18 protein-coding genes and 1 pseudogene are annotated in these 25,168 nt (G+C 68.7%); 16 read left to right on the forward strand and 3 right to left on the reverse strand.

Going from position 1 to position 25,168, the window contains the following annotated elements; genetic code table 11:
• Positions 1-14 precede the first annotated feature (14 nt).
• The 13 genes from ACFV9T_RS17730 to ACFV9T_RS17790 all read left to right on the forward strand — a co-directional run bounded on the left by ACFV9T_RS17730 (position 15) and on the right by ACFV9T_RS17790 (position 19,155).
• On the forward strand, positions 15-6,602 hold the full coding sequence (locus tag ACFV9T_RS17730) for a type I polyketide synthase (RefSeq protein ID WP_385441154.1): 6,588 nt from the start codon (positions 15-17) through the stop codon (positions 6,600-6,602).
• 14 nt (positions 6,603-6,616) lie between these two features.
• The gene (locus tag ACFV9T_RS17735) at positions 6,617-7,459 is read left to right on the forward strand and encodes an arylamine N-acetyltransferase (RefSeq protein WP_385441156.1); all 843 of its coding nucleotides are present in this window, start codon (positions 6,617-6,619) and stop codon (positions 7,457-7,459) included.
• Between the two features lie 159 nt (positions 7,460-7,618).
• On the forward strand, positions 7,619-8,260 hold the full coding sequence (locus ACFV9T_RS17740; RefSeq protein ID WP_385441159.1) for a hypothetical protein: 642 nt from the start codon (positions 7,619-7,621) through the stop codon (positions 8,258-8,260).
• Positions 8,257-9,603, forward strand: coding sequence for a 3-deoxy-7-phosphoheptulonate synthase (locus ACFV9T_RS17745; protein WP_385441161.1), 1,347 nt, complete (start codon positions 8,257-8,259; stop codon positions 9,601-9,603). The genes ACFV9T_RS17740 and ACFV9T_RS17745 overlap by 4 nt, the downstream gene beginning before the upstream one ends.
• Before the next feature lie 73 nt (positions 9,604-9,676).
• Positions 9,677-10,486 (forward strand): shikimate dehydrogenase family protein, encoded by an 810-nt coding sequence (locus ACFV9T_RS17750; RefSeq protein WP_385441164.1) that lies wholly within the window; start codon positions 9,677-9,679, stop codon positions 10,484-10,486.
• 145 nt (positions 10,487-10,631) lie between these two features.
• Positions 10,632-11,885 carry a cytochrome P450 gene (locus tag ACFV9T_RS17755; protein ID WP_385441166.1) on the forward strand — a complete coding sequence of 418 codons (1,254 nt, stop codon included), beginning with the start codon at positions 10,632-10,634 and terminating at the stop codon, positions 11,883-11,885.
• 49 nt (positions 11,886-11,934) lie between these two features.
• The gene (locus ACFV9T_RS17760; RefSeq protein WP_385441167.1) at positions 11,935-13,002 is read left to right on the forward strand and encodes a methyltransferase; all 1,068 of its coding nucleotides are present in this window, start codon (positions 11,935-11,937) and stop codon (positions 13,000-13,002) included.
• 41 nt (positions 13,003-13,043) lie between these two features.
• The gene (locus tag ACFV9T_RS17765) at positions 13,044-13,640 is read left to right on the forward strand and encodes a class I SAM-dependent methyltransferase (RefSeq protein ID WP_385441170.1); all 597 of its coding nucleotides are present in this window, start codon (positions 13,044-13,046) and stop codon (positions 13,638-13,640) included.
• A 121-nt stretch (positions 13,641-13,761) separates the two neighbouring features.
• On the forward strand, positions 13,762-14,922 hold the full coding sequence (rifK, locus tag ACFV9T_RS17770) for a 3-amino-5-hydroxybenzoate synthase (protein WP_385441172.1): 1,161 nt from the start codon (positions 13,762-13,764) through the stop codon (positions 14,920-14,922).
• The gene (locus ACFV9T_RS17775) at positions 14,919-15,995 is read left to right on the forward strand and encodes a Gfo/Idh/MocA family protein (protein ID WP_385441173.1); all 1,077 of its coding nucleotides are present in this window, start codon (positions 14,919-14,921) and stop codon (positions 15,993-15,995) included. Before rifK ends, ACFV9T_RS17775 begins: the two co-directional genes overlap by 4 nt.
• A 52-nt stretch (positions 15,996-16,047) precedes the next feature.
• The gene (locus tag ACFV9T_RS17780; RefSeq protein ID WP_385441175.1) at positions 16,048-16,731 is read left to right on the forward strand and encodes an HAD-IA family hydrolase; all 684 of its coding nucleotides are present in this window, start codon (positions 16,048-16,050) and stop codon (positions 16,729-16,731) included.
• A gap of 34 nt (positions 16,732-16,765) precedes the next feature.
• Positions 16,766-17,704 (forward strand): ROK family protein, encoded by a 939-nt coding sequence (locus ACFV9T_RS17785; protein ID WP_385441177.1) that lies wholly within the window; start codon positions 16,766-16,768, stop codon positions 17,702-17,704.
• 182 nt (positions 17,705-17,886) lie between these two features.
• Positions 17,887-19,155, forward strand: coding sequence for a cytochrome P450 (locus ACFV9T_RS17790; protein WP_385441180.1), 1,269 nt, complete (start codon positions 17,887-17,889; stop codon positions 19,153-19,155).
• 16 nt (positions 19,156-19,171) lie between these two features.
• On the opposite strand, the gene ACFV9T_RS17795 is transcribed toward ACFV9T_RS17790, so the two are convergent.
• Complete coding sequence (locus ACFV9T_RS17795; RefSeq protein WP_385441181.1) at positions 19,172-20,806, reverse strand: bifunctional 3-(3-hydroxy-phenyl)propionate/3-hydroxycinnamic acid hydroxylase; 1,635 nt, start codon at positions 20,804-20,806, stop codon at positions 19,172-19,174.
• Positions 20,807-21,051: 245 nt separating this feature from the next.
• On the opposite strand from ACFV9T_RS17795, the pseudogene ACFV9T_RS17800 reads away from it, so the two are divergent.
• Together ACFV9T_RS17800 and ACFV9T_RS17805 are read left to right on the forward strand one after the other, a co-directional pair.
• Positions 21,052-21,390 (forward strand): annotated as a pseudogene (locus tag ACFV9T_RS17800) (thioesterase II family protein); the annotation flags it as partial.
• A 60-nt stretch (positions 21,391-21,450) separates the two neighbouring features.
• The gene (locus tag ACFV9T_RS17805; protein ID WP_385441405.1) at positions 21,451-21,894 is read left to right on the forward strand and encodes a type II 3-dehydroquinate dehydratase; all 444 of its coding nucleotides are present in this window, start codon (positions 21,451-21,453) and stop codon (positions 21,892-21,894) included.
• Between the two features lie 220 nt (positions 21,895-22,114).
• On the opposite strand, the gene ACFV9T_RS17810 is transcribed toward ACFV9T_RS17805, so the two are convergent.
• On the reverse strand, positions 22,115-23,485 hold the full coding sequence (locus ACFV9T_RS17810) for a response regulator transcription factor (protein ID WP_385441183.1): 1,371 nt from the start codon (positions 23,483-23,485) through the stop codon (positions 22,115-22,117).
• A gap of 298 nt (positions 23,486-23,783) precedes the next feature.
• Entirely contained in the window at positions 23,784-23,912 is a 129-nt protein-coding gene (locus tag ACFV9T_RS17815) for a hypothetical protein (protein ID WP_385441186.1), read from the reverse strand.
• A gap of 1,044 nt (positions 23,913-24,956) precedes the next feature.
• Between ACFV9T_RS17815 and ACFV9T_RS17820 the strand changes: the two genes are divergently transcribed.
• Positions 24,957-25,121, forward strand: a complete 165-nt coding sequence (locus tag ACFV9T_RS17820) for a hypothetical protein (protein ID WP_385441187.1) — start codon at positions 24,957-24,959, stop codon at positions 25,119-25,121.
• Positions 25,122-25,168: the final 47 nt, after the last annotated feature.

Raw genomic sequence — 25,168 nt, forward strand, 5'->3', positions numbered from 1 at the left:
CGGCCGCCGCGGCGGTGTGGGGTTTGGTACGTGCCGCTCAGGCCGAGAACCCGGACCGGATCATCCTGCTGGACCTCGACCCAGCGACCGAAGACAGGCCGGAAGCGGTCTTGGGGTCAGTGCTGGCGAGCGGCGAGCCGCAGCTTGCCGTGCGGGGGACGACCTTTTCGGTACCGCGCCTCGCCCGCGTCGGCGATCAGGCTCCGGACGTTCCCGCCGTGTTCGGTCCAGACGGGACGGTGTTGGTCTCAGGTGCTGGTTCGCTGGGCGGTCTCGTAGCCCGGCATTTGGTGAGTGGGCACGGTGTGCGGCATTTGGTGCTGGCCAGTCGGCGGGGCCGGGATGCCGAGGGTGTGACGGAGTTGGTCGCCGAGCTCACCGAGCAGGGCGCACAGGTGTCGGTGGCCGCCTGCGATGTGTCCGACCGGGACCAGGTGGCGGACCTGCTGGCATCCGTGGCCGGTGAGCACCGGTTGACCGGTGTGGTGCACACGGCGGGTGTGCTGGATGACGGGGTGATCGGGGCGTTGACCCCGGAGCGGCTTGCCGGGGTGTTCGGCCCGAAGGTGGACGCGGTGCGGCACCTGGACGAGCTGACCCGCGGGATGGACCTCGACGCGTTCGTCGTGTTCTCGTCGGCCTCAGGGGTGTTCGGGTCTGCCGGGCAGGGCAACTACGCGGCGGCGAACGCGTTCCTGGACGGGTTGATGGCCCATCGTCGGGCGGCGGGCCTCCCGGGACTGTCGCTGGCCTGGGGTCTGTGGGAGCAGACCGCCGGAATGACCGCTCACCTGGACGATGTTGACCAGGCGCGGGCAAGCCGTGATGGCATACAGGCGATCACGCCCGCAGAGGGCCTGGACATGTTCGACACCGGCCTGCACGCGGACCAGGCGCTGCTCGTGCCGATCAAACTGGATCCGCGGGCGGCACGTGCGGGCGCGTCGGCAGGCGCGGAAGTCCCGCACCTGCTGCGTGGTCTGGTTCGGGCGGGTAGGCAGCAGGCGCGGGCGGCGTCCGCGGAGGATCGTGGGCTGGTCCGCAGGCTGGCGGGTCTGGCCGTGGCGGAGCAGGAGGCTCTGCTGCTGGACCTGGTTCGTGGTCAGGTCGCGGTGGTGCTTGGGCACTCCGAAGTGGAGGGTGTTCGGGCGAATGTGGCGTTCAAGGATGCTGGGTTTGATTCGTTGACGTCGGTGGAGTTGCGCAACCGGTTGCGCGCGGAGACGGGGTTGAAGCTGCCCGCGACGCTGGTTTTCGACTACCCGAGCCCCCAGGCACTCGCCCGATATCTGCGCGACGAGCTGGGCGACACGGTGTCTGGCGCTCCCGGCGCGGTCGCGGCGGTTGCCGCCGATCCCGATGAGCCGATCGCGATCGTGGGAATGTCGTGCCGACTGCCGGGCGGTGTCGCGGGGCCGGAAGATCTGTGGCGGATGGTGCACCAAGGCCGAGACGGGATGTCTCCGTTCCCCGACGACCGGGGCTGGCCTCTGGACGGTCTGTTCGATCCGGACCCGGACAGTGCGGGCACTTCGTACACGAGCCAAGGTGGTTTCCTCGAAGGCGCCGGGCTTTTCGACCCGAGGTTCTTCGGGATCTCGCCGCGTGAGGCATTGGCGATGGATCCGCAGCAGCGGTTGCTGCTGGAGGCATCGTGGGAGGCGCTGGAACGGGCGGGCATCGACCCGACTTCGTTGAAGGGAATCGATGCCGGCGTATTCGCCGGTGTGGCCAGTCAGGGCTACGGGATGGGCGCTGCCGTACCGGAGTTGGAGGGTTTCACGACCACCGGTTCGGCGTCGAGTGTGGCGTCGGGCCGGGTGTCCTATGTGTTCGGTTTCGAGGGGCCCGCGGTGACGATCGACACGGCGTGTTCGTCGTCGTTGGTGGCCATTCACCTTGCCGCGCAAGCACTTCGGCAAGGTGAGTGCTCGATGGCGCTGGCCGGCGGCGTGACGGTGATGGCGACGCCGACCTCGTTCGTGGAGTTCTCCCGGCAGCGGGGACTGGCCGGGGATGGGCGGTGCAAGGCGTACGCGGACGGCGCCGATGGCACCGCCTGGGCCGAGGGTGTCGGTTTGGTGGTGCTGGAGCGGTTGTCGGTTGCGCGGGAGCGTGGGCACCGGGTGTTGGCGGTGTTGCGTGGTAGCGCGGTGAATCAGGACGGCGCCTCCAACGGCTTGACCGCGCCGAATGGCCCGTCCCAGCAGCGGGTGATCCGTAGTGCGCTGGCAAACGCCGGACTCGCTTCCTCCGATGTGGACGTTGTGGAGGGTCACGGAACCGGCACGGCGTTGGGCGATCCGATTGAGGCGCAGGCGCTCCTGGCCACTTATGGGCAGGACCGGGATCCGGGGCGTCCGTTGTGGTTGGGGTCGTTGAAGTCGAACATCGGTCACACGCAGGCGGCTGCCGGTGTGGCGAGCGTGATCAAAGTGGTGCAGGCTCTGCGGCACGGCGTTATGCCTCCCACGCTGCACGTGGACGAGCCCACGAGTCAGGTGGACTGGTCCGCGGGTGCGCTGGAATTGCTGACCGAGCCCCGGGACTGGCCGGTCAACGGCCATCCGCGCCGAGCCGGTGTCTCTTCGTTCGGGATCAGCGGGACGAACGCGCATCTGATCTTGGAGGAGGCGTCCGCCGAGGAGGAGCGGCCCGTCTCGGCGGAGCCGTTGCCAGGTGTGGTGCCGTTGGTGGTGTCAGCTCGCAGCGTTGGTTCGTTGGCGGGTCAGGCCGGTCGGCTGGCGGCCTTCATCGGCGAGGCGCCGCTGGCGGGTGTGGCCGGGGCGTTGGTGTCGGACCGTGCGATGTTCGGTGAGCGCGCGGTGGTTCTCGCGAGCTCTGCGGAGGAAGCACTGGCCGGGCTGGGTGCCTTGGCGCGCGGCGAGACCACGGCCGGTGTGGTGACCGGCAATGCGGGTGTGCCGGGCAAGGTCGTATGGGTGTTCCCGGGTCAGGGTTCGCAGTGGGCCGGGATGGGCCGCGAGCTGCTGGACTCCTCGCCGGACTTCGCAGAGCGGATCACCGAGTGCGCGGCGGCGTTGCAGCCGTGGGTCGACTGGTCCCTGCTGGATGTGCTGCGCGGCGAGGCAGAACCCGAGCTGCTGGAACGGGTTGATGTCGTTCAGCCGGCCAGTTTTGCGGTGATGGTGGGCTTGGCCGCGGTGTGGCGGTCGCTGGGTGTGCGTCCGGACGCTGTCGTTGGCCACTCCCAAGGAGAGATCGCCGCGGCCTGCGTGGCCGGTGCCCTGTCGTTGGAGGATGCGGCGCGGGTGGTGGCATTGCGCAGCCAGGCCATCGCCGCGGAGCTTTCCGGGCGGGGCGGTATGGCCTCCGTCGCCCTGGCCGCGGACGACCTCGCCGTGCACCTGGAGCCGTGGGCGGGCCGGGTGGAAGTGGCCGCGATCAACGGCCCTGCCTCGGTGGTGATCGCCGGGGATGCCGAGGCGTTGGACCAGGCGCTGGAATCCCTGTCCGCACGAGGTGTTCGGGTGCGGCGGGTCGCGGTGGACTACGCCTCGCACACGCGGCACGTCGAGGACATCCAGGACACGCTCGCCGAGGCGCTGGTGGGGATCACCGCGCACCCGCCGACGGTGCGGTTCTACTCGACCGTGAACGGCGGCTGGGTGCAGGACGCCGAAGTTGTCGGCACCGAGTACTGGTACCGCAATCTGCGGCAGCAGGTGCGTTTCGGCCCGGCGGTGCAGGATCTGTTGGAGCAGGGGCACCGGGTGTTCGTGGAGATCAGTGCGCACCCGGTCTTGATCCAGCCCGTCACCGAGATCGCCGCCGACGCCGAGGCCGATGTGGTGACGGTCGGGTCGTTGCGGCGTGACGACGGTGGCCTGCGGCGGCTGCTGACGTCGATGGCCGAACTGTTCGTTCGCGGCGTCCCCGTGGACTGGAGCGGTGTCCTGCCAGCTGTACGGACCGGACGCGTCGACCTGCCGACCTACGCCTTCGACCACCATCACTATTGGTTGCGGTCGGGCGAATCGGCGACCGACGCGACGTCGTTGGGGCTGGCCGGAGCTGATCATCCGCTGCTGGGTGCGGTGGTGCGGTTGCCGCAGTCCGATGGTCTGGTGTTCACCTCCCGCTTGTCGTTGCGGTCCCACCCGTGGCTTGCCGATCACGCCGTCAGCGGCGTTGTGATCGTTCCGGGCACCGGCTTGGTGGAGCTGGCGGTGCGGGCCGGTGATGAGGCCGGGTGTTCGGTGCTGGAGGAGTTGGTGATCGAGGCGCCGTTGGTGGTGCCCGAGCGCGGCGGCGTGCGGGTGCAGGTCGCGGTAGGTGGACCGGGGGAGAGCGGTTCGCGCACGGTGGATGTGTACTCCCAGCGCGAGGACGCCACCGGAGAGGGCGGCGCGGACGCGTGGACGCGGCACGCCACCGGCGTGCTGTCGCCCACGGTTCAGTGGGGCCGCGGTAGCGCCAGGTTCGACTTCGCCGCCTGGCCGCCGCCCGGCGCGGAGCCCGTGGACATCGGCAGCGGCTACGCAGTCCTCGCGGACGACGGGTACGCGTACGGTCCGTCGTTCCGGGGCGTGCGGGAGCTGTGGCGGCGAGGCGACGACGTCTTCGCAGAGGTCGTCCTGCCCGAGGACCAGCGCGAGGAAGCGGGCGGCTTCGGAATCCACCCGGCGCTGCTGGATGCGGCCCTGCACTCGATCATGCTGAACGCCGTGGCAGTCGCCAGGGCAGCCGACAGCAACGCCCGAGGTGAGCTGCGGCTGCCGTTCGCGTGGAACGGGCTGGAGCTGCACGCGGCCGGTGCTTCGGCGTTGCGGGTGCGCGTTGGCAGGCCCGCGCCCGACGCACTGTCGCTGGAGGCGGTGGACGAGGCCGGCGGCCTGGTCGTGACGTTGGACTCGCTGGTGAGCCGGACGGTGTCCCCGGAGCAGCTGGCGACGGCGGCGGACACGGCGCGCGCCAACTCGTTGTTTCAGGTGGACTGGACCGAGCTGCCCTCGGCTTCGGCGGCGGACGTGCCGTCGTGGGTGCCGGTGGCCACCGCGGAAGAGGTCGCGACCCTGGCCGACGACGTCGAATCCGGGGCAGCAGCCCCGGCATTGGCGGTCTTGGACGCCGTCAGCGGTGACGGGGACGACGCGGCGCTGGCGTTGACCTGCCGGGTACTGGACGTGGTGCAGTGCTGGCTGGCCGGGGACGGGCTGGAGGAGTCGCGGCTGGCGGTGGTGACCCGCGGCGCGGTGCCCGCCGGTGGTGCGGACGCGGTGACCGACCCGGCCGCCGCGGCGGTGTGGGGTCTGGTCCGCGCCGCCCAGGCGGAGAACCCTGACCGGATCATCCTGTTCGACGCCGATCCCGCGGATCCCGCCGGCGTGGAACCGGCGCTGGGCTTGGTGCTGGCCAGCGGTGAACCGCAGATCGCACTGCGCGCAACGACCCTCTTCGTCCCGCGGCTCGCCCGCACCACCGGTCGCGGCCCGGACGTTCCCGCCGTGTTCGGTCCGGAAGGGACTGTCCTGGTCACGGGCGGCACCGGGTCGTTGGGTGGCTTGGTCGCCCGGCATCTGGTCGCTGAGCACGGCGTGCGTCACCTGATGCTCGTCAGCCGGCGCGGCCCGAACGCTGAGGGCGCGGAGGAGCTGGTCGCCGAGCTCACCGAGCAGGGCGCGGCGGTGTCCGTGGTCGCCTGCGACGTGTCCGACCGGGACCAGGTGGCGGACCTGCTGGCATCGGTGCCCGCGGAGCACCGCCTCACCGGTGTCGTGCATACGGCCGGTGTGACCGACGACGGGGTGATCGGGACGTTGACCCCGGAGCGGTTGGCCGCGGTGTTCGCGCCGAAGGTGGACGCGGTGCGTAACCTCGATGAGCTGACCCGCGGCCTGGACCTCGATGCGTTCGTTGCCTACTCGTCGGTCTCGGCTGTGTTCATGGGTGCGGGCAGCGGCAGCTACGCGGCGGCGAACGCGTTCCTGGAAGGGTTGATGGCCAGTCGCCGGACGGCGGGCCTGCCGGGTCTGTCGCTTGCCTGGGGCCTGTGGGAGCAGACCACCGGCATGGCGGCCGGCATCGACGACCTCACCAAGACCCGGATGAGCCGGCGCGGCGGACTTCTGGCGATGACTCCGGCGGAGGGCATGGCCCTGTTCGATGCCGCCGTCGGGTCCGGGCGGGCGCTGCTGGTGCCTGCCAAGCTGGACCTGCGGGAGGTGCGTGCCGGAGCAGCGGGTGGCGGCGTGCCGCACATGCTGCGCGGCCTGGTCCGGGTGGGCAGGCAGCAGGCGCACGCCGTGAGCGCCGGCGACGAGCGCGGGCTGGCCGACCGGCTGGCCGGACTGCCCGCCGCCGAGCAGGCGAAGGTCCTGCTCGACCTGGTGCGGGCTCAGGTGGCCGCCGTTCTGGGCTACAGCGCGACGTATCCCATCGGCGCGGACCAAGGGCTCTTCGAGATCGGTTTCGACTCCCTCACCGCCATCGAGCTCCGCAACCGGCTCCGCACCATGACCGAACGGAAACTCGCACCCAACCTGGTCTTCGACCATCCGACGCCAGGGATGCTCGCCGCGCATCTGCACGAGCAGATGTGCGGCGAGCAGGCCACGACCCAAGTTGCCATCTCTGTCTGAAAGAAGTTGATGACGTGTTCGACGTGAGCACCTACCTGCAACGGATCGGCTGCGCCGGGGGGACCGGCCTGGATATCGAGACATTGCGGAAGCTGCACAAAAACCACCTCATGGCGCTGCCGTACAGCGGTGCCGCCCAGGATCTCCGGGACGGGATACGGCTCGTCGACATCGACGAGGACGCCATGTTCGAGACGACCGTCGTCGACGGGCAGGGCGGCACGTGCTTCCAGCTGGCCCGGCTGTTCCACCGGCTGCTCCGCGAGCTCGGCTACGACGTCACGCTGCTGGCAGGCAGCACCGCCGAAGGCCGGGAGAGCTTTGGGCTCGACGTCGAACACATGCTCAACCGCGTTGCCCTGGACGGTGCCGAATGGCTCGTGGACGTCGGCTACCCGGGCCCGTCCTTCATCGAGCCGCTGCTGATCTCCGACGCGGTGCAGTCCCAGTACGGGTGCCAATACCGGCTGGTCGACCACGAATTCGGGATCGCTCTGCAACGCCGCGGCCGGGTCAGCCGGTGGAGCGTCGTCTTCACCTTCACGACGGAGTCCCGGCAGTGGAGCGACTGGCGGGAACTGGAGAACCACCTCAACCGGGAGTACGCGGCCGAAGAGTCCGAAGCGTGCCCGATCGCGCGGGGAACGGACCGCCTGTTCCGGGAGATCGAGGCGGACACCAGGGCGCATGACGGTCAAGACGTCCTGTGCGGCCGGGCTTTGGACAACGGTCAGGTCGTGCTGAAAGGACGGCGGTACCTGACGGTCCGCGACGGCCGCGAGGAGGTGCGCACGATCAAGGATGACGAGGAGCACCGGAAGCTGATCTCCAGCATCCTCTCAGGTGAGGTCCGCTGAATTCACACCTCGCTCGCCGCCCGCATCCCGGGAGTTCCAAGGCATCGAGGCGCGATGGGTGCGAATCACGGGTCCTCCCCATGGTTTTACCGATTGGCGGCCGGTTCGGTGGCCACGATTCTTCCGGGCGACCGGGACACACCTGAAAGGCAGAGCCGCATGAGGAGAACAGTTTCGGTGCGCCTCAGGGATCGTTCGTACGACGTGCTGATCGGCCCCGGGGTGCGTACGTCGCTTGCCGAGGTCGTCCAACGGCTCGGCGCCAAGCGGGCCGTCGTCGTGTCGGCCCGTCCGGAGGATTGGGTGCCCGACACCGGTGTGCCGAAGACGGCGGTGAACCTGCCCGCGAGCAAGAACCTGGTCGGCGCGTTCTGGCAGCCCAGTGCGGTGCTGTGCGACACGGACCACCTGTCGACCCTGCCGCGGCGGGAGATGCTCAACGGTCTCGACGAGATCGCCCGCCGCCACTTCATCGGCGCGACGGACCTGCGCGGGCTGCCGCTGGCGGGGGCGTTGGGCCGCATCGGCCAGGCGAGGGTGGACGAACACCTGGCGGTCGTCCGCCACTACGGCCTGCCCACCGCCCTGCCGGTCGGCGTCGAACCTGCCGTCCTCACCCGACATATGCGGCGGGACAAGAAGGTGAGCACCGGACTCGCCTTCGTCCTGGACGGGCCCGCGGGCGCGGAGCTGGTGCGCGACGTGCCGCAGGACGTGGTCATCCGTGTCCTCGACCAGATGCCCCGCGAGCATCTGGCAGAACTCGTAGCGATCCCGAAGACCGATGCGGCAACGACATGAGGCGATTCCGGCCCCAGTCCGATCCCGTCGGCCCGGCCCACACCCGCCTGCTGGCCAGCAGGCTCAGCTCGGCGCTGGCCCGGCCGGCCGCGCAGCAGCCGCAGTGGCCGGACCCGGCGCGGGCGAGCGCCATCGTCCGGCTGCTGCACGGGGCCAAGCCGATCGTGGCGCCGCACGAGACGGCGTGGCTGTCCGACCGGCTCGCGTCGGTCGCCCGCGGCGAGGCGTTCCTGCTCCAGGGCGGTGACTGCGCCGAGACCTTCGCGGAGAACACCGAGTCCCACCTGCGGGCCAATCTGCGGGTGCTGCTGCGGATGGCCGGCATGCTCGCCGACGCGGCAGGCATGCCGGTGGTCAAGATCGCCCGGATGGCCGGGCAGTACGCCAAGCCGCGTTCCAACGCCGTCGACGCACTGGGGCTGCCGGTCTACCGGGGCGACATCGTGAACTCCTCGGAGCCCACGGCCGCCGCGAGGACGCCGGACCCTGCTCGAATGCTGTGGGCCCACACCAACGCCTCCAACGCGATGGACCTGGTGCGCAAGCTCTGCGCGGGCGGCCTGTCCGAACCTCATACGATGCACCGGGACCTCGTCCACACCTCGTCCACCGGAGCCCGGCACACCGGGCTGCCCGAGGAGATCGGCGAAGGGCCGCATGTCGCGGACGACCGCGAGAGCGAGGTCTTCGTCAGCCACGAGATGCTCCTCCTCGACTACGAGCGGGCCGTGCTGTGGGTGGACACCAGCGGTCCGGAGCCCCGACTGTCGAGCGGGCTGGCGCACTTTCCGTGGATCGGCGAGCGCACCCGCCAGCTCGACGGGGCCCATGTCGCGTTCGCGGAGCTCCTGTCGAACCCGATCGGCCTCAAGATCGGTCCGAGCATCACCCCGGAGCAGGCCGTTGACTACGTGCGGCGCCTCGACCCACACCGCACACCGGGGCGGCTGACGCTGGTCAGCCGCATGGGGCACGGCCGGGTCCGCGACGCCCTCCCGCCGATCGTGGAGAAGGTCACCGCCTCCGGCCACCAGGTGATCTGGCAGTGCGACCCGATGCACGGCAACACCCGGACGTCGCGGAACGGGTACAAGACCCGCCACCTCACCGAAGTGGTCGACGAGATCGCGGGGTTCTTCGAGGTGCACCGGCGGCTGGGCACCCATCCTGGCGGCATCCACGTCGAGGTGACCGGCGAGGACGTAACGGAATGCCTCGGCGGCTCCACGGGTATCGCCGAAACCGAACTGCCTACCCGTTATCGCACCGCCTGCGACCCGCGTCTCAACACCGACCAGTCCATCGAACTCGCCTATTTCGTCGCGGAAATGCTCCGCGGCTGAGTGTTCGCGCTAGTTGTTGCGGGGCGGGAGGTTGGTGACCCCGTGGCGGCGGGACCGGCTTGGAAAGGCTGCTATGACTGGAACTTCTGGAATCCCCATCAGCGGCACCACGCGCCTGTATGTCGTCCTCGGTGATCCCGTCGCTCAGGTCCAGTCGCCCGGGCTGCTGAATCCGCTTTTCGCGCGACTGGGACTCGACGCGGCGCTGGTTCCCGTGCACGCCCGGCCGGAGGACTTTGACCGGATCTTCGGCGGACTTCGGTGCATCGGCAACGTCGACGGCATATTCGTCACGGTGCCGCACAAGGCGGCGGCTCGCCTGCTCGCCGACCGGTGCAGCCCGATGGTGGAAATCACCGGCAGCGTCAACGCGCTCAGGCGGGAATCCGACGACAGCTGGTACGCGGAGAACTTCGACGGCACGGGCTTCGTGGCGGGCCTCGTGGACGCGGGTCACGACCCGAAGGACAGGCGGGTTGCGCTGGTCGGCGCGGGTGGTGCGGGGAGCGCCATCGCAGCGGCGCTGCTGGCCGCCGGCGTCGAGCGGCTGTCGGTATGCGACCTGGACGTCGCGAAGCTGGGCGGGCTCCGCTCGCGCCTGGACACGCACTGGCCGGGCATGACCGCCACCTCGACCGAACCGGATCTGGACGGTGCCGACATCGTCGTGAACGCCACGCCGCTCGGGCTGCGCCCCGATGATCCGTTGCCGTTCCGGCCGCACCTTCTGCCATCGGGCAGCGTTGTGGCCGACATCGTCATGAAACCACGTGAAACACGGCTGCTCCGCGAAGCAGCATCGCTCGGTCACCGCGTCCACTATGGAATCCGCATGCTCGACGGACAGGTGGCTTCCTACCGCGCTTTCTTCGGTCTCGGGTGATCAGGTCGGCGACTACCAAGCCGAGGGATGTGGCGCACCGCGCGCGTGCATAGTCTGGCTGTCGGTACGAGAAAGTCCGTCTCGTGTTCCGTCCACACGCTCGTGGGCCAGCAGTTCTTTTACCTTGACGCGGAAAAGGGGGATTATGGCGGCCACCGCCGAGAACCCGGCCGAGCCGATCGAACTGCTCTCGCCGGACCTGATCGCCGACCCGTTCGGCGGGTACGCCCGGATGCGTGAGCAGGCACCGATGCTCAGCGGCACGATCGTCGGCGGGCAGCCGATGTGGTTGGTCACCCGCTACGACGACGTGCGCGAGGTGCTCACCGATCCGCGGTTCATCAACAACCCGGCACCGGTGCTGGGCGGCCCGGACGTGCGGACCACGATCATGAAACAGAACAAGGTCCCGTCCGAGTTGGTCGGCTACCTCGCCGACCAGCTCGTGCAGATCGACGGCGCGGACCATCGCAGGCAGCGCAAGCTGGTCTCCCGGACGTTCACCGCGCGGCGAGTGGCCGAGCTGCGGCCACGGGTCGAAAAGATCACCGAGACGTTGCTCGACCGGATGGCCGAGGCGGGGCGCGACGGCACGCCGGTCGACCTGATGACCTCGTTCTGCTACCCGCTGCCGATGACCGTGATCTGCGAGCTGGTCGGGATCGACGAGGCCGATCGTCCGAACTGGTACGAGTGGGGGCGCATGCTGTCCGCGCCCCTGGATTACCTCGACCGCCTCCCGACCATCCTGCGCGAGTGCGTCGACCACGTGCTGGACGTGATCGCGCGCCGGCGCGCCGAGCCGCGCGACGACCTGATCAGTGCGCTCATCCAGGCCCAAGATGCCGATGGCGACCGCCTCTCCGACCAGGAGATGTTTTCCCTGATCTTCACCCTGGTGATCGCCGGGAACGAGACGACAACCCACCTGCTCGGCAACACGGTGCTCGCCCTGCTGGAGCACCCGGACCAGCTCGCGCTGCTGCGCGCGAACCCGACGCGGTGGTCGCAGGCGGTGCACGAGTTCATGCGCCTGGGACCCGTCCAATGGGGACTGCCCCGGTACCCGACGGAGGAGGTCGAGGTGGGCGGCGTGATGATCCCGGCGGGTTCGGCGGTCATGCCGTTGCTGCTGGCCGCGAACACCGACCCGCGCAAGTACGACGACCCCGACCGGCTGGACGTGTGCCGGAATCCAAAGCGGAGCCACCTCGGGTTCGGGCAGGGAACGCACTACTGCGTCGGCGCACCGTTGGCCCTGCAGGAGGCAGAAATGGCGCTGCGGGCGCTGTTCGACCGGTACCCGGACCTGTCCCTCGCGGTGGAGCGCGAGGAGATCGCGTGGACGCTGCGGCCCGGGCTCACCCGGGTCGACCACCTCCCGCTGCGACTCGGCTGAGCCACGCGCCGCGGTGGTGGGGCCAACCGATCCGAAGGAATTAGTGCACATGAATCCGGTAGCCACGTTCACGCGACTTCGCGAATACATGGTGGGACCCGCGAGGTTCATGATCCTGCTGTCCTGCTTCGAGCTCGGCATCATCGATGCGCTCCGGGAAAAGCCAGGCATGACCGCGGCCGAGCTCGGCGACGCCGTCGGCGCCGCGCCGGGCGCCGTGGAACAACTCCTCCACCTGCCGGTCAAGGAGGGTTTCCTTTCCCGCGACGCGCGCTCCGGCGGTTACTCGCTGGACGCGTTCGCGGGCATCGCCCCGGTCCACTTCCAGCAAGTGCTCACCGTCCTGAACATGATCAAGGTCGTCATGCTCAGGCAGGTGTTCTACCTGACCGAAAGCGTTCGAACCGGCACGCTGGCCGGCCTGAAGGAACTCTACGGGTTCGACGGGAACCTGTACGAGGCCGTGGCCGAGCACGAGGACCTCCGGGAATCCTGGGCGGCGATGATGGACGGCGTTACCACCCAGTTGGATCCCTGGTTCTTCCGGAACATCGACATCCCATCCGGCTCGCAGGTGCTGGATCTCGCCGGGAACACCGGTCTCGGCGCGATTCTGGCCCATCAGTCGAAGGCGTCGCCCGGGCTTCGCGTGACGACCTTCGACCTGCCGGAGAAGGAGGACGAATGCCTGGCGAACTTCCGGTCCCATGGGTTGGCGGAACACTGCTCGTTCATCGGCGGTGATGTCTTTGAAGGCGTCCCCAAGGGATTCGACGTCGTCCTGATCAAGCACTTCCTGGACATGTTCGACAAGAAAGATGTGATCGAGATCCTCAAAGGTGTCAACGCGGCGCTGGACGTCGGTGGGCGGATCAACATCCTGGTTCCGGTGTATCCCGAGGACGTCAAGGAGCCCAGCAGCGCCGGCGTTGACATGTTCCCCGCATACTTCCTCGCCTGCACCATGGGTAAGGGCGGGCCGCAAAAGCTGTCGACGTACCGCGGCTGGATGGAGGAATGCGGGTTCAAGGTTACGAAAGCGGTTGCCCAGGACCTCAAAACGATGCCGGGGACCCTCATCGCACACGGCATCCTGAGCGCGACGAAGGTCGCTTGATCAGACCACTCGCGAGTGGTCCGGCGGAGAGGATTTCGTCGATGACCGCAGCCAATGGCTGGGTGGCCGAGGCCTATGCGCAGATCAACGCGCCGCACGTCAGGACGGCGCTGGCCGCGCTCTCGCTCACGGGCGACGCCATGGCACGAGGCGGCGCATTCGCCGAGATCGGCTGCGGCACCGGGGAGATCGCACGAACGGCCGCGGAGCGCGGGTTCGAGGTCTGGGCCAGCGATGCGTCACCGTCCATGGTGGACGCCACCTGCCGGACGTGCGCCGGGCTCTCCGTGCACGCCGAGGTCTGCCCGGCCGAGAAGCTGGACCTCCCGTGGGACCGGTTCACCGTGGCCCATTCCTCCTGGGTGCCGCACTGGCTGTCCGAAGTGGACGATCTGCTGCGCCGGATGGCCCGAGCGCTGCGCCCGGGCGTCCACCTCGTGCTGCAGTGGACCGGTGCCCAGCCGCGCGGCGACGGTGCCGGGAAGCGCAGGCGGTACAAGCTGGCGGGGTTCGCCGATCAGGCCGCCGCGCTGGGCGAACGCGCCGACGAGTTCGTGGACGAGGTGCTGGGGGGCCATGATCGAGGCGGGTCGGCTCGATCCCCACCACGCCAGGATCGTCACCGGCGACCGGCCTGATCGCACGCCGGCCAACAACGACCTTTGTGGACACAGCCCGATCGATCGGGTGGCATCGTGCGGCACGTTGTTCCGGTCGATCTTTTCGCCAATCCATGTTCGAGCGGAGATTTGGAGAGACATGAACGCGCGACGGGCACCAGAATTTCCTCCGTGGCCGCAATACGACGAGGCTGAGCGGGACGGCCTGATCCGTGCGCTGGAGCAGGGCCAGTGGTGGCGGATGGGCGGGAACGAGGTGAACTCCTTCGAGCGCGAGTTCGCCGACTACCACGGCGCCGCGCACGCGCTGGCAGTCACCAACGGCACCCACGCGTTGGAACTCGCCCTCCAGTGCATGGGCGTAGGGCCGGGCACCGAGGTCATCGTTCCCGCCTTCACCTTCATCTCTTCCTCCCAGGCGGCCCAGCGACTCGGCGCGGTCGCCGTCCCGGTCGACGTGGACCCGGACACCTACTGCATCGACCCGGCGGCGACCGCTGCCGCGATCACACCGCGAACCCGGGTGATCATGCCGGTGCACATGGCCGGCCTGATGGCGGACATGGACGCGCTGGCGAAGCTCTCCGTCGAGACGGGCGTGCCGCTGCTCCAGGACGCCGCGCACGCGCATGGGGCGCGGTGGCAGGGCAAGCGGGTCGGCGAACTGGGCTCGGTCGCGGCGTTCAGCTTCCAGAACGGCAAGCTCATGACCGCAGGCGAGGGTGGCGCCCTGCTGTTCCCGGACACGGAGCTTTACGAGACGGCGTTCCTCCGGCACAGCTGCGGTAGGCCACGGGACGACCGCCGGTACCTCCACCAGATCGCCGGGTCCAACCTGCGGCTCAACGAGTTCTCGGCATCCGTGCTCCGGGTGCAGCTGCGTCGCCTGGACGCGCAGATCGCGCTCCGGGATGAGCGCTGGACCCTGCTGTCCCGGCTGCTCGGCGAGATCGACGGCGTCGTCCCCCAGGGCGGCGACGTGCGCGCCGACCGCAAGTCGCACTACATGGCGATGTTCCGCATCCCCGGTATCGGGGAGCAGAAGCGCAACGCACTGGTCGACCGGCTCGTCGACGCGGGTCTGCCCGCGTTCGCCGGGTTCCGCGCGGTCTACCGTACGGATGCCTTCTGGGAGATCGGTGCGCCCGATGGGACCCAGGATGCGATCGCGGAGCGCTGTCCCAACACGGATGCCATCAGCCAGGACTGCGTCTGGCTGCACCACCGGGTCCTGCTGGCGGGGGAGCAGGAGATGCACGCCACCGCCGAGATCATCGCGGACGCGGTGGCCGCGACATGAGCGTCCGCGTGGCACTGGTCGGGCTCGGCTGGGCGGGGCGGGAGCTGTGGCTTCCCCTGTTGCGCGAGCACGCCGGCTTCGAGGTGGTCGCTGCCGTCGACGCCGATCCGGTTTCGCGCACGGCGTTCCACGAGGCGACGGGCATCGCCGTGCATCCCGCGGTGGACGCGCTCACCGCCCGGGCGGTCGACCTGGCCGTCGTCGCGGTGCCCAACCACCTGCACGCCGAAGTGGCCGGTGCCCTGCTGGCCAACGGGATCTCCGTGTTCCTGGAGAAGCCGGTGTGCCTGACCTCGGCCGAGGTCGACGCCCTCGCGGCGGCCGAACGCGGCGGCGGGATGCTGCTGGCCGGCAGCGCTGCCCGGTACCGCGGTGACGTCGAGGCGTTGCGGCGCGTCGTACCGGACCTGGGTGGCATCCGGCACGTCGACCTGGGCTGGGTCCGGGCGCGCGGCGTGCCGCAGGCGGGCGGCTGGTTCACCCGGCGCGACAAGGCGGGCGGCGGGGCGCTTTTCGACCTCGGATGGCACCTGTTCGACACCCTCGTGTTCCTGCTCGGCCCGGCCCGGTTCGCGCAGGTGATCGGCGTGACGTCGGACGACTTCGTCAACGCCGACGGCTGGCGAGCGGCGTGGCGGCGGGAACAGCGCGGCGCCGACGCCGCCGACGTGGAGGACACGGCACGCGGCTTCCTCGTCCGCGACGACGGAGTCTCGGTCTCCCTGCGGGTCAGCTGGGCGTCGCACGAGGCGCGGGACGTCTCCCTGATCCAGGTCGCGGGCAGCGCGGGCACCGCGGAGCTGAGGTGCACGTTCGGCTTCAGCCCCAACCGGGAGCCCGAACCCGTGCTGACGGTGACCCGCGAGGGCGCCACCACCCGGCTCGCGGTGCCGAACGAGCAGGTCGGCGTCGAGTACCGGCGGCAGTTGGACGGCCTCGCCACGAGGCTGGCTGACCCGGCCAACCGCGGCGAGGCTATTGCCGAGGCCCGCCCGATCGTCCGCATGATCGAGAGTTTCTACGCGTCGGCCCGCTCGGCGCGCAGCCGGCGAGCGGTGCCCGCGCTGCGGTAGATCCGCCTTCCCAAACGAGCGCTGATCCCCGAGGTGCCTCATGGCAGTCCCGATGATCGACCGACCAGCCACCGCGACCGGCACGCCCGCACCGCCCAGGCATGCCGTCATCTTCGACCTAGACGGCGTCATCGTCGACAGCTTCGGGGTAATGAGCGAGGCATTCGCCATCGCCTACGCCGAAGTCGTCGGCGACGGCCCCGCGCCCTTCGACGAGTACCGGCGCCACCTGGGGCGATACTTCCCGGACATCATGCGGATCATGGGCCTGCCGCTGGAGATGGAGGAGCCGTTCGTCCGCGAGAGCTACCGCCTCGCGGACCAGGTGAAGGTCTTCGACGGAGTCGTCGAACTGCTGCTGACGCTGCGGGCGCGTGGACTTCGGCTCGCCATCGCCACCGGCAAGAGCGGGCCGAGGGCGCGCTCGCTGCTCGATCGGCTGGGCCTGCTCCCGTTCTTCGCGCACGTGATCGGTTCCGACGAGGTCGCCCGGCCCAAGCCCGCCCCGGACATCGTGCAGCACGCGCTGAGCCTGCTGGACGTGCCCGCCGAGCGGGCCATCATGATCGGCGACGCACCGACCGACCTGGCCAGTGCGCAAGGCGCCGACGTCGCTTCGGCCGCCGCGCTCTGGGCTTCACCCGACGAGGAGGAGCTGCTCGCCGCCGACCCCGACGCGGTGCTGCGGCATCCGGTGGAGCTCCTTGCCCTCTGCCCGCCGGTACCCGGCCGCTGAGGCCGGGGCGAGCGCGGGAAGCAGACAGCGGACAGTGCGCGCACACGACAGCCCGCCGCGGTCATCGGATCACCCGGTACAGGCTCACTACCTCGGGATCGACATCGGGGGCACCAAGGTCGCCTTCCGGGTCGAGACCGACGCCGGGTTCGTCGAAGAGAGCACTTTTCCCTGGGCGCCGCGGCACAGGGCTGCACGGGACCTCGCCCAACTCGCCTATCACGTAGAGGATTTGCGGACGAGACTCGGCATGCCGCTGCGGGCGGTGGGCGTCGCGATGCCCGGGACGGTCGGACCTGCCGGCCGGATCACCGCCTGGCCCAGCCGACCGGAGTGGACTGGGCTTTCCCTGGACGAGTCGCTGCGCGGGCTGTTCCCCGAAGCGGCCGTCGCCTGGGCCGACGACGGCGACCTCGGTGCGCTCGCGGAGGCGCACGCATCGGGCTGCGACGATCTGCTCTACCTCGGGGTCGGCACCGGCATCGGCGGCGGTCTCGTCTTGCAAGGCGCGCCGTGCCCCGGGCTCGGCCGCGGCTCTTTCGAGATCGGGCACATGATTGTCGAGATGGGCGGCGCGCGGTGCGTCTGCGGCCGCCGGGGATGCCTCCAGGCGATCGCCTCTGGACCTGCCACCCTGCACCGAGCGGCGCATTCGCGGGCAGCGCCCGCCACTTTCGAGGAACTGCGGCAGGCGCTGCGCGACGGACGGCCGTGGGCCGTCACCGCGGTCGAACGGACGTGCCGGGCGCTGGCCGCCGCGCTGGCGGGCGTCCAGGAACTGGTCCACCCGGAACTCGCCTTGATCGGCGGCGGCTTCGCGGCCGGCCTCCCCGAGCTCGTCGGACTGGTGGCCGACCATCTCGCCGAGCTGGCCCGCCCCGGCCAACCCCCGCTGCCGGTGGAGCCGGCCGCGTTGGGCGGCCTGTCCTCGTTGCGTGGCGCGGTGTCGCTGGCCCGTCTGATCGCGCCGTGATCCGGCAGTGCCTTGTGTTATCAGGTTGGAGGATGCCCGGCCGGACGGCGCCGCCCTAGGCTGCCGGAGAGCCGTGCTGGGCCCGCCGGTTTCATCTGATCCCGAACGACAACGTTCATCTCATGCGCCTGCCCACGCCGGCGGGCCAGTGAGTGTTTTCCTCGACGCAGAAGGGGAGACCGATGACAGCCACCGCCGCCAATTCGCCCGAGTCCGCCGAGAATCCGGCCGAGCCGTTCGAATTGCTGGGACCCGAGCTGACAGCCGATCCGTACGCCGGGTACGCCCGGATGCGCGAGCAGGCGCCGGTGGTGACCGGAACGCTCCTGGGCGGGCCGCCGATGTGGATGGTCACACGCTACGACGACGTGCGCAGGGTGCTCAGCGATTCGTGCTTCGTCGCCAACCCGGCATCGGTGCCGGGCGGCGGCATGGATGACGGGCCCCCGGTCCTGAAGCAGATGGACGTTCCGTCCGATGTGGCCGACCTCATTGCCAAGGCAATGATGAACCTCGACGGCGCCCCCCACGCCCGGCTGCGCAAGCTGGTTTCCCGGGCGTTCACCGCGCGCCGGGTGGCCGAGATGCGCCCGCGGATCGAGGAGATCACCGCGACGCTGCTCGACCGGATGGCGGAGGCAGGTCGCGACGGCGCGCCGGTCGACCTGGTGGAGTCGTTCTGCTACCCGGTGCCGATCGCCGTGATCTGCGAGCTGGTCGGGATCGATGAGGCCGACCGTCCACAGTGGCACAGGTGGAGTCGCGTGCTGTCCTTGATGCAGGCCGAGCTCCTTCCGACCATCCTGCGCGAGTGCGCCGACCACGTGCTGGACGTGATTGCCCGCCGGCGCGCCGAGCCGCGTGACGACCTGATCAGCGCGCTCATCGAGGCCCAGGAGGAGGACGGCGACCGCCTCTCCGACCGGGAATTGGTCTGCCTGGTCTTCACCATGGTGACCGCCGGGCACGAGTCGACGACGTACCTGCTCGGCAATTCGGTGCTCGCCCTGCTGGAGCGTCCGGATCAAATCGAGCTGTTGCGCGCGGACCCGTCCCGGTGGCAGCAGGCGGTGCGCGAGCTCATGCGCCTGGGGCCCACCCAGTTCGCGCAGGCCCGGTACGCGGCGGAAGAGGTCGAGCTCGGCGGCGTGACGATCCCGGCGGGCTCGGCGGTCGTACCGCTGCTGCTGGCCGCGAACACCGACCCGCGCAAGTACGAGGACCCTGAGCGGCTGGACGTGTGCCGGGGCGCCGGGAGTCACGTCGGCTTCGGCATTGGGCCGCACTACTGCCTCGGCGCGCCGCTGGCGTACCAGGAGGCGGAAGTGGCTTTGCGTGCGCTGTTCGACCGGTTCCCGGGCTTGTCCCTCGCGGTAGAGCGCGAGGAGCTCCCGTGGGCCCTGCGGCCCGGGTTCACCAGGGTCGCGGAGCTCCCGCTGCTGCTCGGCTGAGCGCGGGGCCGACCAGTCAGCCTGCCCGGTGCGTGGCACCGGTGGGCACCGCGGCGAGCAATTGGTGCCGCAGGTCGTCAATTAGCGCTTCGGCGTCGCCTGTACCGCTGGCGGCGCCGAAGACGTGGTAGTCGGGACGGACGAGCAGCGAAGTAGCGGCGAACCGCGCCAGATACGGCAGGTAGACGTCGTCGACGTCCACCACGTCGATCACGTCGGCCGCGCCGTCGGGCGCATGCCCTGGCGGCAGCAGCCGCACCACGCGGGTCTCCAAGTCGGCGAGGAAGGAAAGCCGGTCCTCGTCGAGCGCGGCGTGCGGATCGTCGGTGGTCAGCAGGACGAACCCATGCCCGACGACCTCGTCGAACAACCCGCTGCGGCCCTGCCAGCTCACCCGTCCCTGCGGTACGACCGCTCCGGCCGGCGGCTCGATCGCCTCCGCCCCGGGCCGTCGGTGGAGCAGCCCGCCCGTGAGCGGTTTCGCCGGCTCCGGCCGTGCCGCCTGCCGACCGCGCCGGTTGGCCAGCACCGTGGTATCCCGCTCGGCGGCGGCCGCCGGGTCCGTCACGCAGACCACCCGGCCCAACTGGACCGACGCCAGGATTGCCGCCTTGGCCTGCGCGCGGCGCTCTTCGGCATAACTGTCCACAAGGGACTCATTCGCTCGGTCGCGCAGAACCAGATCCAGCTTCCACGCCAGGTTGACGACGTCCCGGACGCCGGAACACATGCCCTGTCCGGCGAAGGGCGGCATGAGATGCGCCGCGTCGCCCGCCAGCAGGACGTGGCCCACTCGCCACCGGTCGGCCCACCTGGCCTGGAACATGTACGTGGTGCTACGCAGCAGTGTGGCCGTGTCGGGGGTGACGCCGAACGGCTCCAGCAGCCGCCAGGCGGTCTCGTCCCGGTTGAGTTCGGCGGTGTTCTCGCCCGGCAGCCGCATGAACTCCCAGCGCCGGCGCCCGGGGCCGCTGCCCACCAGGGTCGTGGGCCTGGCCGGATCGCAGATCTGCACGTTGGTGGGGATGAACTCGCGCGGCTGGTGCGGCTCGATGTCGCAGAGCAGCCACTCGTAGGAGAACCCGAGGTCCGTGACGGAGACGTCGAGGTGGTCGCGCACGAAGCTGTTGGCCCCGTCGCAGCCCACGACCCACCGTGTGGCGAGGACGCAAGTCGCGCCGTCATCGGTCGTGGCGGTCACCTCGACGCGCTGCTCGCCGTCGGCGATTCCCACGACCTCGTGCCCGCGCAGCACCGTGATGCCGGGAAGCGAAGCCACCCTGGCGGCAATCAGTTCCTCCAGCGCCGGCTGGTGCATCGTGTTGGCGTCCGGCCAGCCGTACGGGCCGTCCGTGGTGAACGCGATGTCCAGCAGCGCCGCGCCGGCGGCAGTTCGCAACTGGTAGCCGTTGGCCGGCTCCGTGATCCGGTCAAGATCCGGGCCGATCCCGGTGGCGGCCAGGAGTCGGGCGGTCTCCCCGTCGAAACTGGTCGCCCGCGGAAGCCGGTACGGCCGAGCGCGGCGTTCGAGCACGGTCACCCGCCAGCCGCGCTGGGCGAGCAATGCCGACAGCGTGGCACCGATTGGTCCGTTGCCCACGATGACGACGTCCGTGTCCGTCGGGTTCGAGTGCACATTTTGCGGTCGCATGATTGGCATCGTGACCTTACTCGCGTATTCGCCGATATTTTCGCGACGCCGGAGTTTGTTGGAACAATATTCTGCCGCTCGGAAAGCGTCAAGGGTTGGGAATCTCTATAAGGTTTGGGGATGGCCGATCGGCCGCCCTTGCCCTAACGTCCCAAAGGGTGCTGCTAGCCGCGGCAACGACACATCGATCGCCCGTCGACCCGAGGTGGACAAGTAGGGTATCTAAGGACAATTCTGGAGAGGAAATGGCGGGCCGTGCCTCAATCGAAAGCGCACCTCGAAAACTGGGTCCGCCGGTTTCATCCGGCCTCGAATGGCAAAGCCCGTCTCGTGTGCCTGCCGCACGCCGGTGGCCCGGCGAGCTTCGTCCCCTGGCGCTGTTCGGGCACAGCAGGGGCGCGGTTCTCGCCTACGATGTGGCAGTGCGGATGCAGGATGCCGGCCTGTCGTCGCCGGTGCACTTCTTCGCGTCCGGTCGACGGGCCCCGTCCCGCTATCGCGATGTGCGGGTTCCCGTCAACCAACAGTCGGATGGCCGGATAGTGTCCGAACTTCGGACTCTGGGCGGCCCCAACGTGGCCATGCTGACCGATCCGGTGGGTGCGATCAAGCTGTCGCCACTGACTCGAAAAGCGAGGTGTTTCTTGAGCGTCGTGCTTCTCTTGAATGGGCCCAACTTGGGCATCCTGGGGCAACGTGAGCCGGAGATATACGGCACCGAGACGCTGGACGACATAGCGAACGCGGTTGCTGAAGAGGTGAGCGTCCGGGGGTGGGAAGTCGTCTCGATCCAGCACGATGGGGAGGGAGAGTTGGTCGGTGCGATTCATAAACATCGCGACACCACGGTCGGTGCCATCGTCAATCCCGGTGCGCTGATGATTGCCGGATGGAGTCTGCGCGACGCGTTGGCAAGTTATTCGCCGCCGTGGGTCGAGGTGCACCTCAGCAACGTGTGGGCCCGTGAACAATTCCGGCATGATTCGGTGATAGCCCCGCTTGCCAGCGGGGTGGTGGTCGGCCTGGGTGCCTTCGGCTATCGTCTGGCGGCCAAGGCGTTGTTGCACCTTTCGGCGGAAACGCTATAACGCTCCAGTTAATCATGTGGCAAGAGCGCGAACCGTCCGATTCTTGGCTCCGGTGCGGCAGCCGCACTTAGCTAGTGTCCTGAGTCCTCCGGCCTAGTCCGAAAAGTCAGGGTGGGGTAGGCCTAACGAGGCAGTGTGCCACGAACGCGGGGCGGGCTTGATGCAGGAATAGCTTCGAAGGGCCAAATCCTTCATCCCGCACACAGCATGCGCCACACCATCATGTCATCTTCCAGTTGGCCGCTAATTCGACACGCGATGCGACGTTCAATTTCTGGAAAACCTTTTTCAGGTGGAAAGCCACGGTGTGTTGAGAGATGAACAGCTGCCTTCCGACCTCATTGTTGGTGAATCCTTGACTTACCAGCTCAGCGACAGCGAACTCCGTGTTGGTGAGCCCGTGTTGCGAACGGTTGCTCGCCCCGCTCGGCAACAGGCCTTCACATTCTGTGGTGCGGATCGCGCCACGTCGCACGCCAAATTCTCGGAGCTTGCCGACAACGCGCGAAGCGTCTCGCGGGGAACTGACCTCAGTGTAGGTTTCCAAGGCTGATTCCAGGGTGCCGATCGCTTCGGTCCTTTCGGAACATCGCTTAGCTAGCACGTCGGCCAGGTCTTCTTTCGCAGATGCCACGCACCACCGGTCCGGATAAAGGTAGGCCGCTTCGCGTAACTTGCAGGAGTCTCCCTCAAGCTGCCCGGCGGCATGCAGTGCCGATCCCCGGATCACGCTGAACTGCTGGTTCCGAACAGACGTGTCGATTGCCGCGGCCACCGACCTTTCCGCCAGATCCTGGGCGCCCAACTTGTCAGCGGCGCGAACCAACCAGGAAGCCGCTGCCGGCTCCGATACGAGCAGCTGACGTAGGACGAGAGGGTTCGTGACAATCCCGTCGATGAGCCCCGCTGCGCTCGCCACCCCACTTCGGGCCTCCACGGCCTGAGCGGTTACCCATGCCCCCGCAGCCTGCCCGAAATAGCCCAACTGAGCTTCCTCTGCCAGCTTGTCCACGAAGTGGAGGCAGGACCGCATATCTGCGCGACGGAGTGTGCCGAGCGCTATCGTTACATAACTTGGCGGACGCAGGGACCGGACTCTGCACCGCTGGGCGATCTCCAGCCCGTTGTTTATCTCGACGATGCTGGCATCGATACTGCCCACAGCCAATAGCAGTTTGCCTCGAACGACATGAGACATGGCAGCCACCGACTGCGACACTGAGTCATCACTTCGTATCTCTATTGCGCCCAGCACCCCCTGGGCCGTTTCAAGTTCTCTGGCTCCGATAAGCAGCGCGACGTACCAAAATTGAGCCAATTGGCAAAACTCATGCTGTTCTTCACGCCTGGCCGCAGTTGCCGCCGCAGCGGCATACCGCAAACTCACGCCGAGCTGTCCGTCGAGCCAGGACAAAGCGGATCGTCGAAGAGATCGAAAGGTCTCGCAGGATCTCTGTGCTCGATCACCACCAAGTTCAGCGAAGATATCTTGCGGCAATCTAATTTCTAATTCCTCAAGCATAAATAAGCCTTCCGGGTCAACCGTGAGTGCCGAAATCGTTTTCTTGGCGCCAGGGCGTTCGGAATGCAACGCAAGAGGCGTCCCGCTAACAGCGGCAAGCCGCTCTGGAGTAACGATTCATTGGCGGAATGCGGTATGCAGAGAGGAGCTGAGGAATCAATCGTTGACCCTGGTCCAGATGAAGGGTTCGGGGGCCGGGTTTCCGTTCGTTGATCTACGTTTGTAACGCCGTTTCGAGTTACAGCACGCGGTAGAAGTCGACCTGGAGATATGACGCAATATCCTCCCCAGTGGCTGCTTAGATCATCCCAGTGTTGGCGTTCCCTAGGGGAAGGTTATACAAGCAAGATTGCGGGTGTGATGTGCGTCACTGTGCTGAGGTGTAAGTGTGCGCGAGGTGCTCGGTGAGGTTGCCGATGTGCTGCTTGTCGTCATCCATGAAGTCGGCAGCGGCGGACTCCTCCCGCTGGATGAGAATCGGCTGACCAGATGACACCTCCCGGCGGGGGTACCCTGTCCTGTCCTCGTTGGGCTGGTAGGCCGAGAGTCGCAGGGCACGGTCCGAACGTAGGCGTCCCACGAGCTCGACGGACAGGTCGCGCAGCAGCCAGCCAGCGCATCACGTCGTAGTGGGCGTTCATCACCACCTGGATGTTGCGGTCGCCGCATGGCCATGGCCCGGCCGCGATCCGTCTCTCAGCCACCTGCCGGAGCCACCTGCCGGAGCTGGCTGGCGGTGACGGTTGCAGCGTCGTCGCCTGCCCGAGGCGGGCCACCTCCAGGACCGCCGTTTACGAGGCGCGGTCCGGCGTCGTCTTGTACAGGCCGTACTCGCCACCGATGGTCTCTTCGCCGGCCAGTAGCGGATGCTGGTGGCGCTGGTGGAGCCGGCGTCGGGTTCCGGGTGTGAGTTGAGAAATTTCGCGCTGACCTCGCCCTCCGGTGCGGAGGCAGCGCGGATCGGGGTAGGACATGGAGCTTGCTTTCACGGGTGGACGGTGCGAGACCGCGGCATCATTTTTTGGCAGAGGTGGCAGAGTGGTGTGCTGCGCACCCGTTTGCGGCGTGCGGTCGCAGGCCGGCGGGCCGGGGCGAGGTGGTAGATCTCCTGAAAGACGAAGGTGGTCCCGGCGACATAGGCGAAGACCGCTGCCCCCGGTCGGGGGCCGGGTAGGTTCGCAGGCGCTCTGACCTTTGGCCCAGTGGTGTCGGATCACTCCGATGAACCCTCCTGAACGACCATGAACGCAACCCCAACCGCGACCCTCCGAGCCCTCGTCTCAGAGGGCCATGGCGCGGTCGACGGTGCGCAGGGTTATCAGGGCCCCGGCGAGGAAGGCCAGCCCCGCGACGGCCAGCGTCGTCCGCAGCCCGGCGACCGCGCCCCCACCGGCCAGGGCGCCGAGCCCCGCCGGTCATGCGGTGCGCCAGGCCGGATCCCATAGGCGCGTTCTACGATCCACCGCTTGGCCTGGGGAACGAACCCGGTCTGCGCGGGATCGCGCTCCATGACCTCCACCCCGATGCCCGCCTTCTCCCCGTGCGCGACGACGGCGTTCTCGTGCGCCGACGCGGGCACCGCGACCACCGCAATCACCAACTCGGCCCGACCGGCTGTGTCGCCTGGGCCTTGCCCACCGGACAGGACCTCGACGCCACCACGCTGGTGCGTGCGCTGGGCACATGGTTCGGCCAACCGGCCTGAGCACCGCATTAACAGTCGTCTCAGGTTCGCTCGGTACGAAGTGGGCG

Origin of the sequence: Streptomyces sp. NPDC059850 (assembly GCF_042731515.1) — a bacterium.
Classification (GTDB): Bacteria; Actinomycetota; Actinomycetes; order Streptomycetales; family Streptomycetaceae; genus Streptomyces.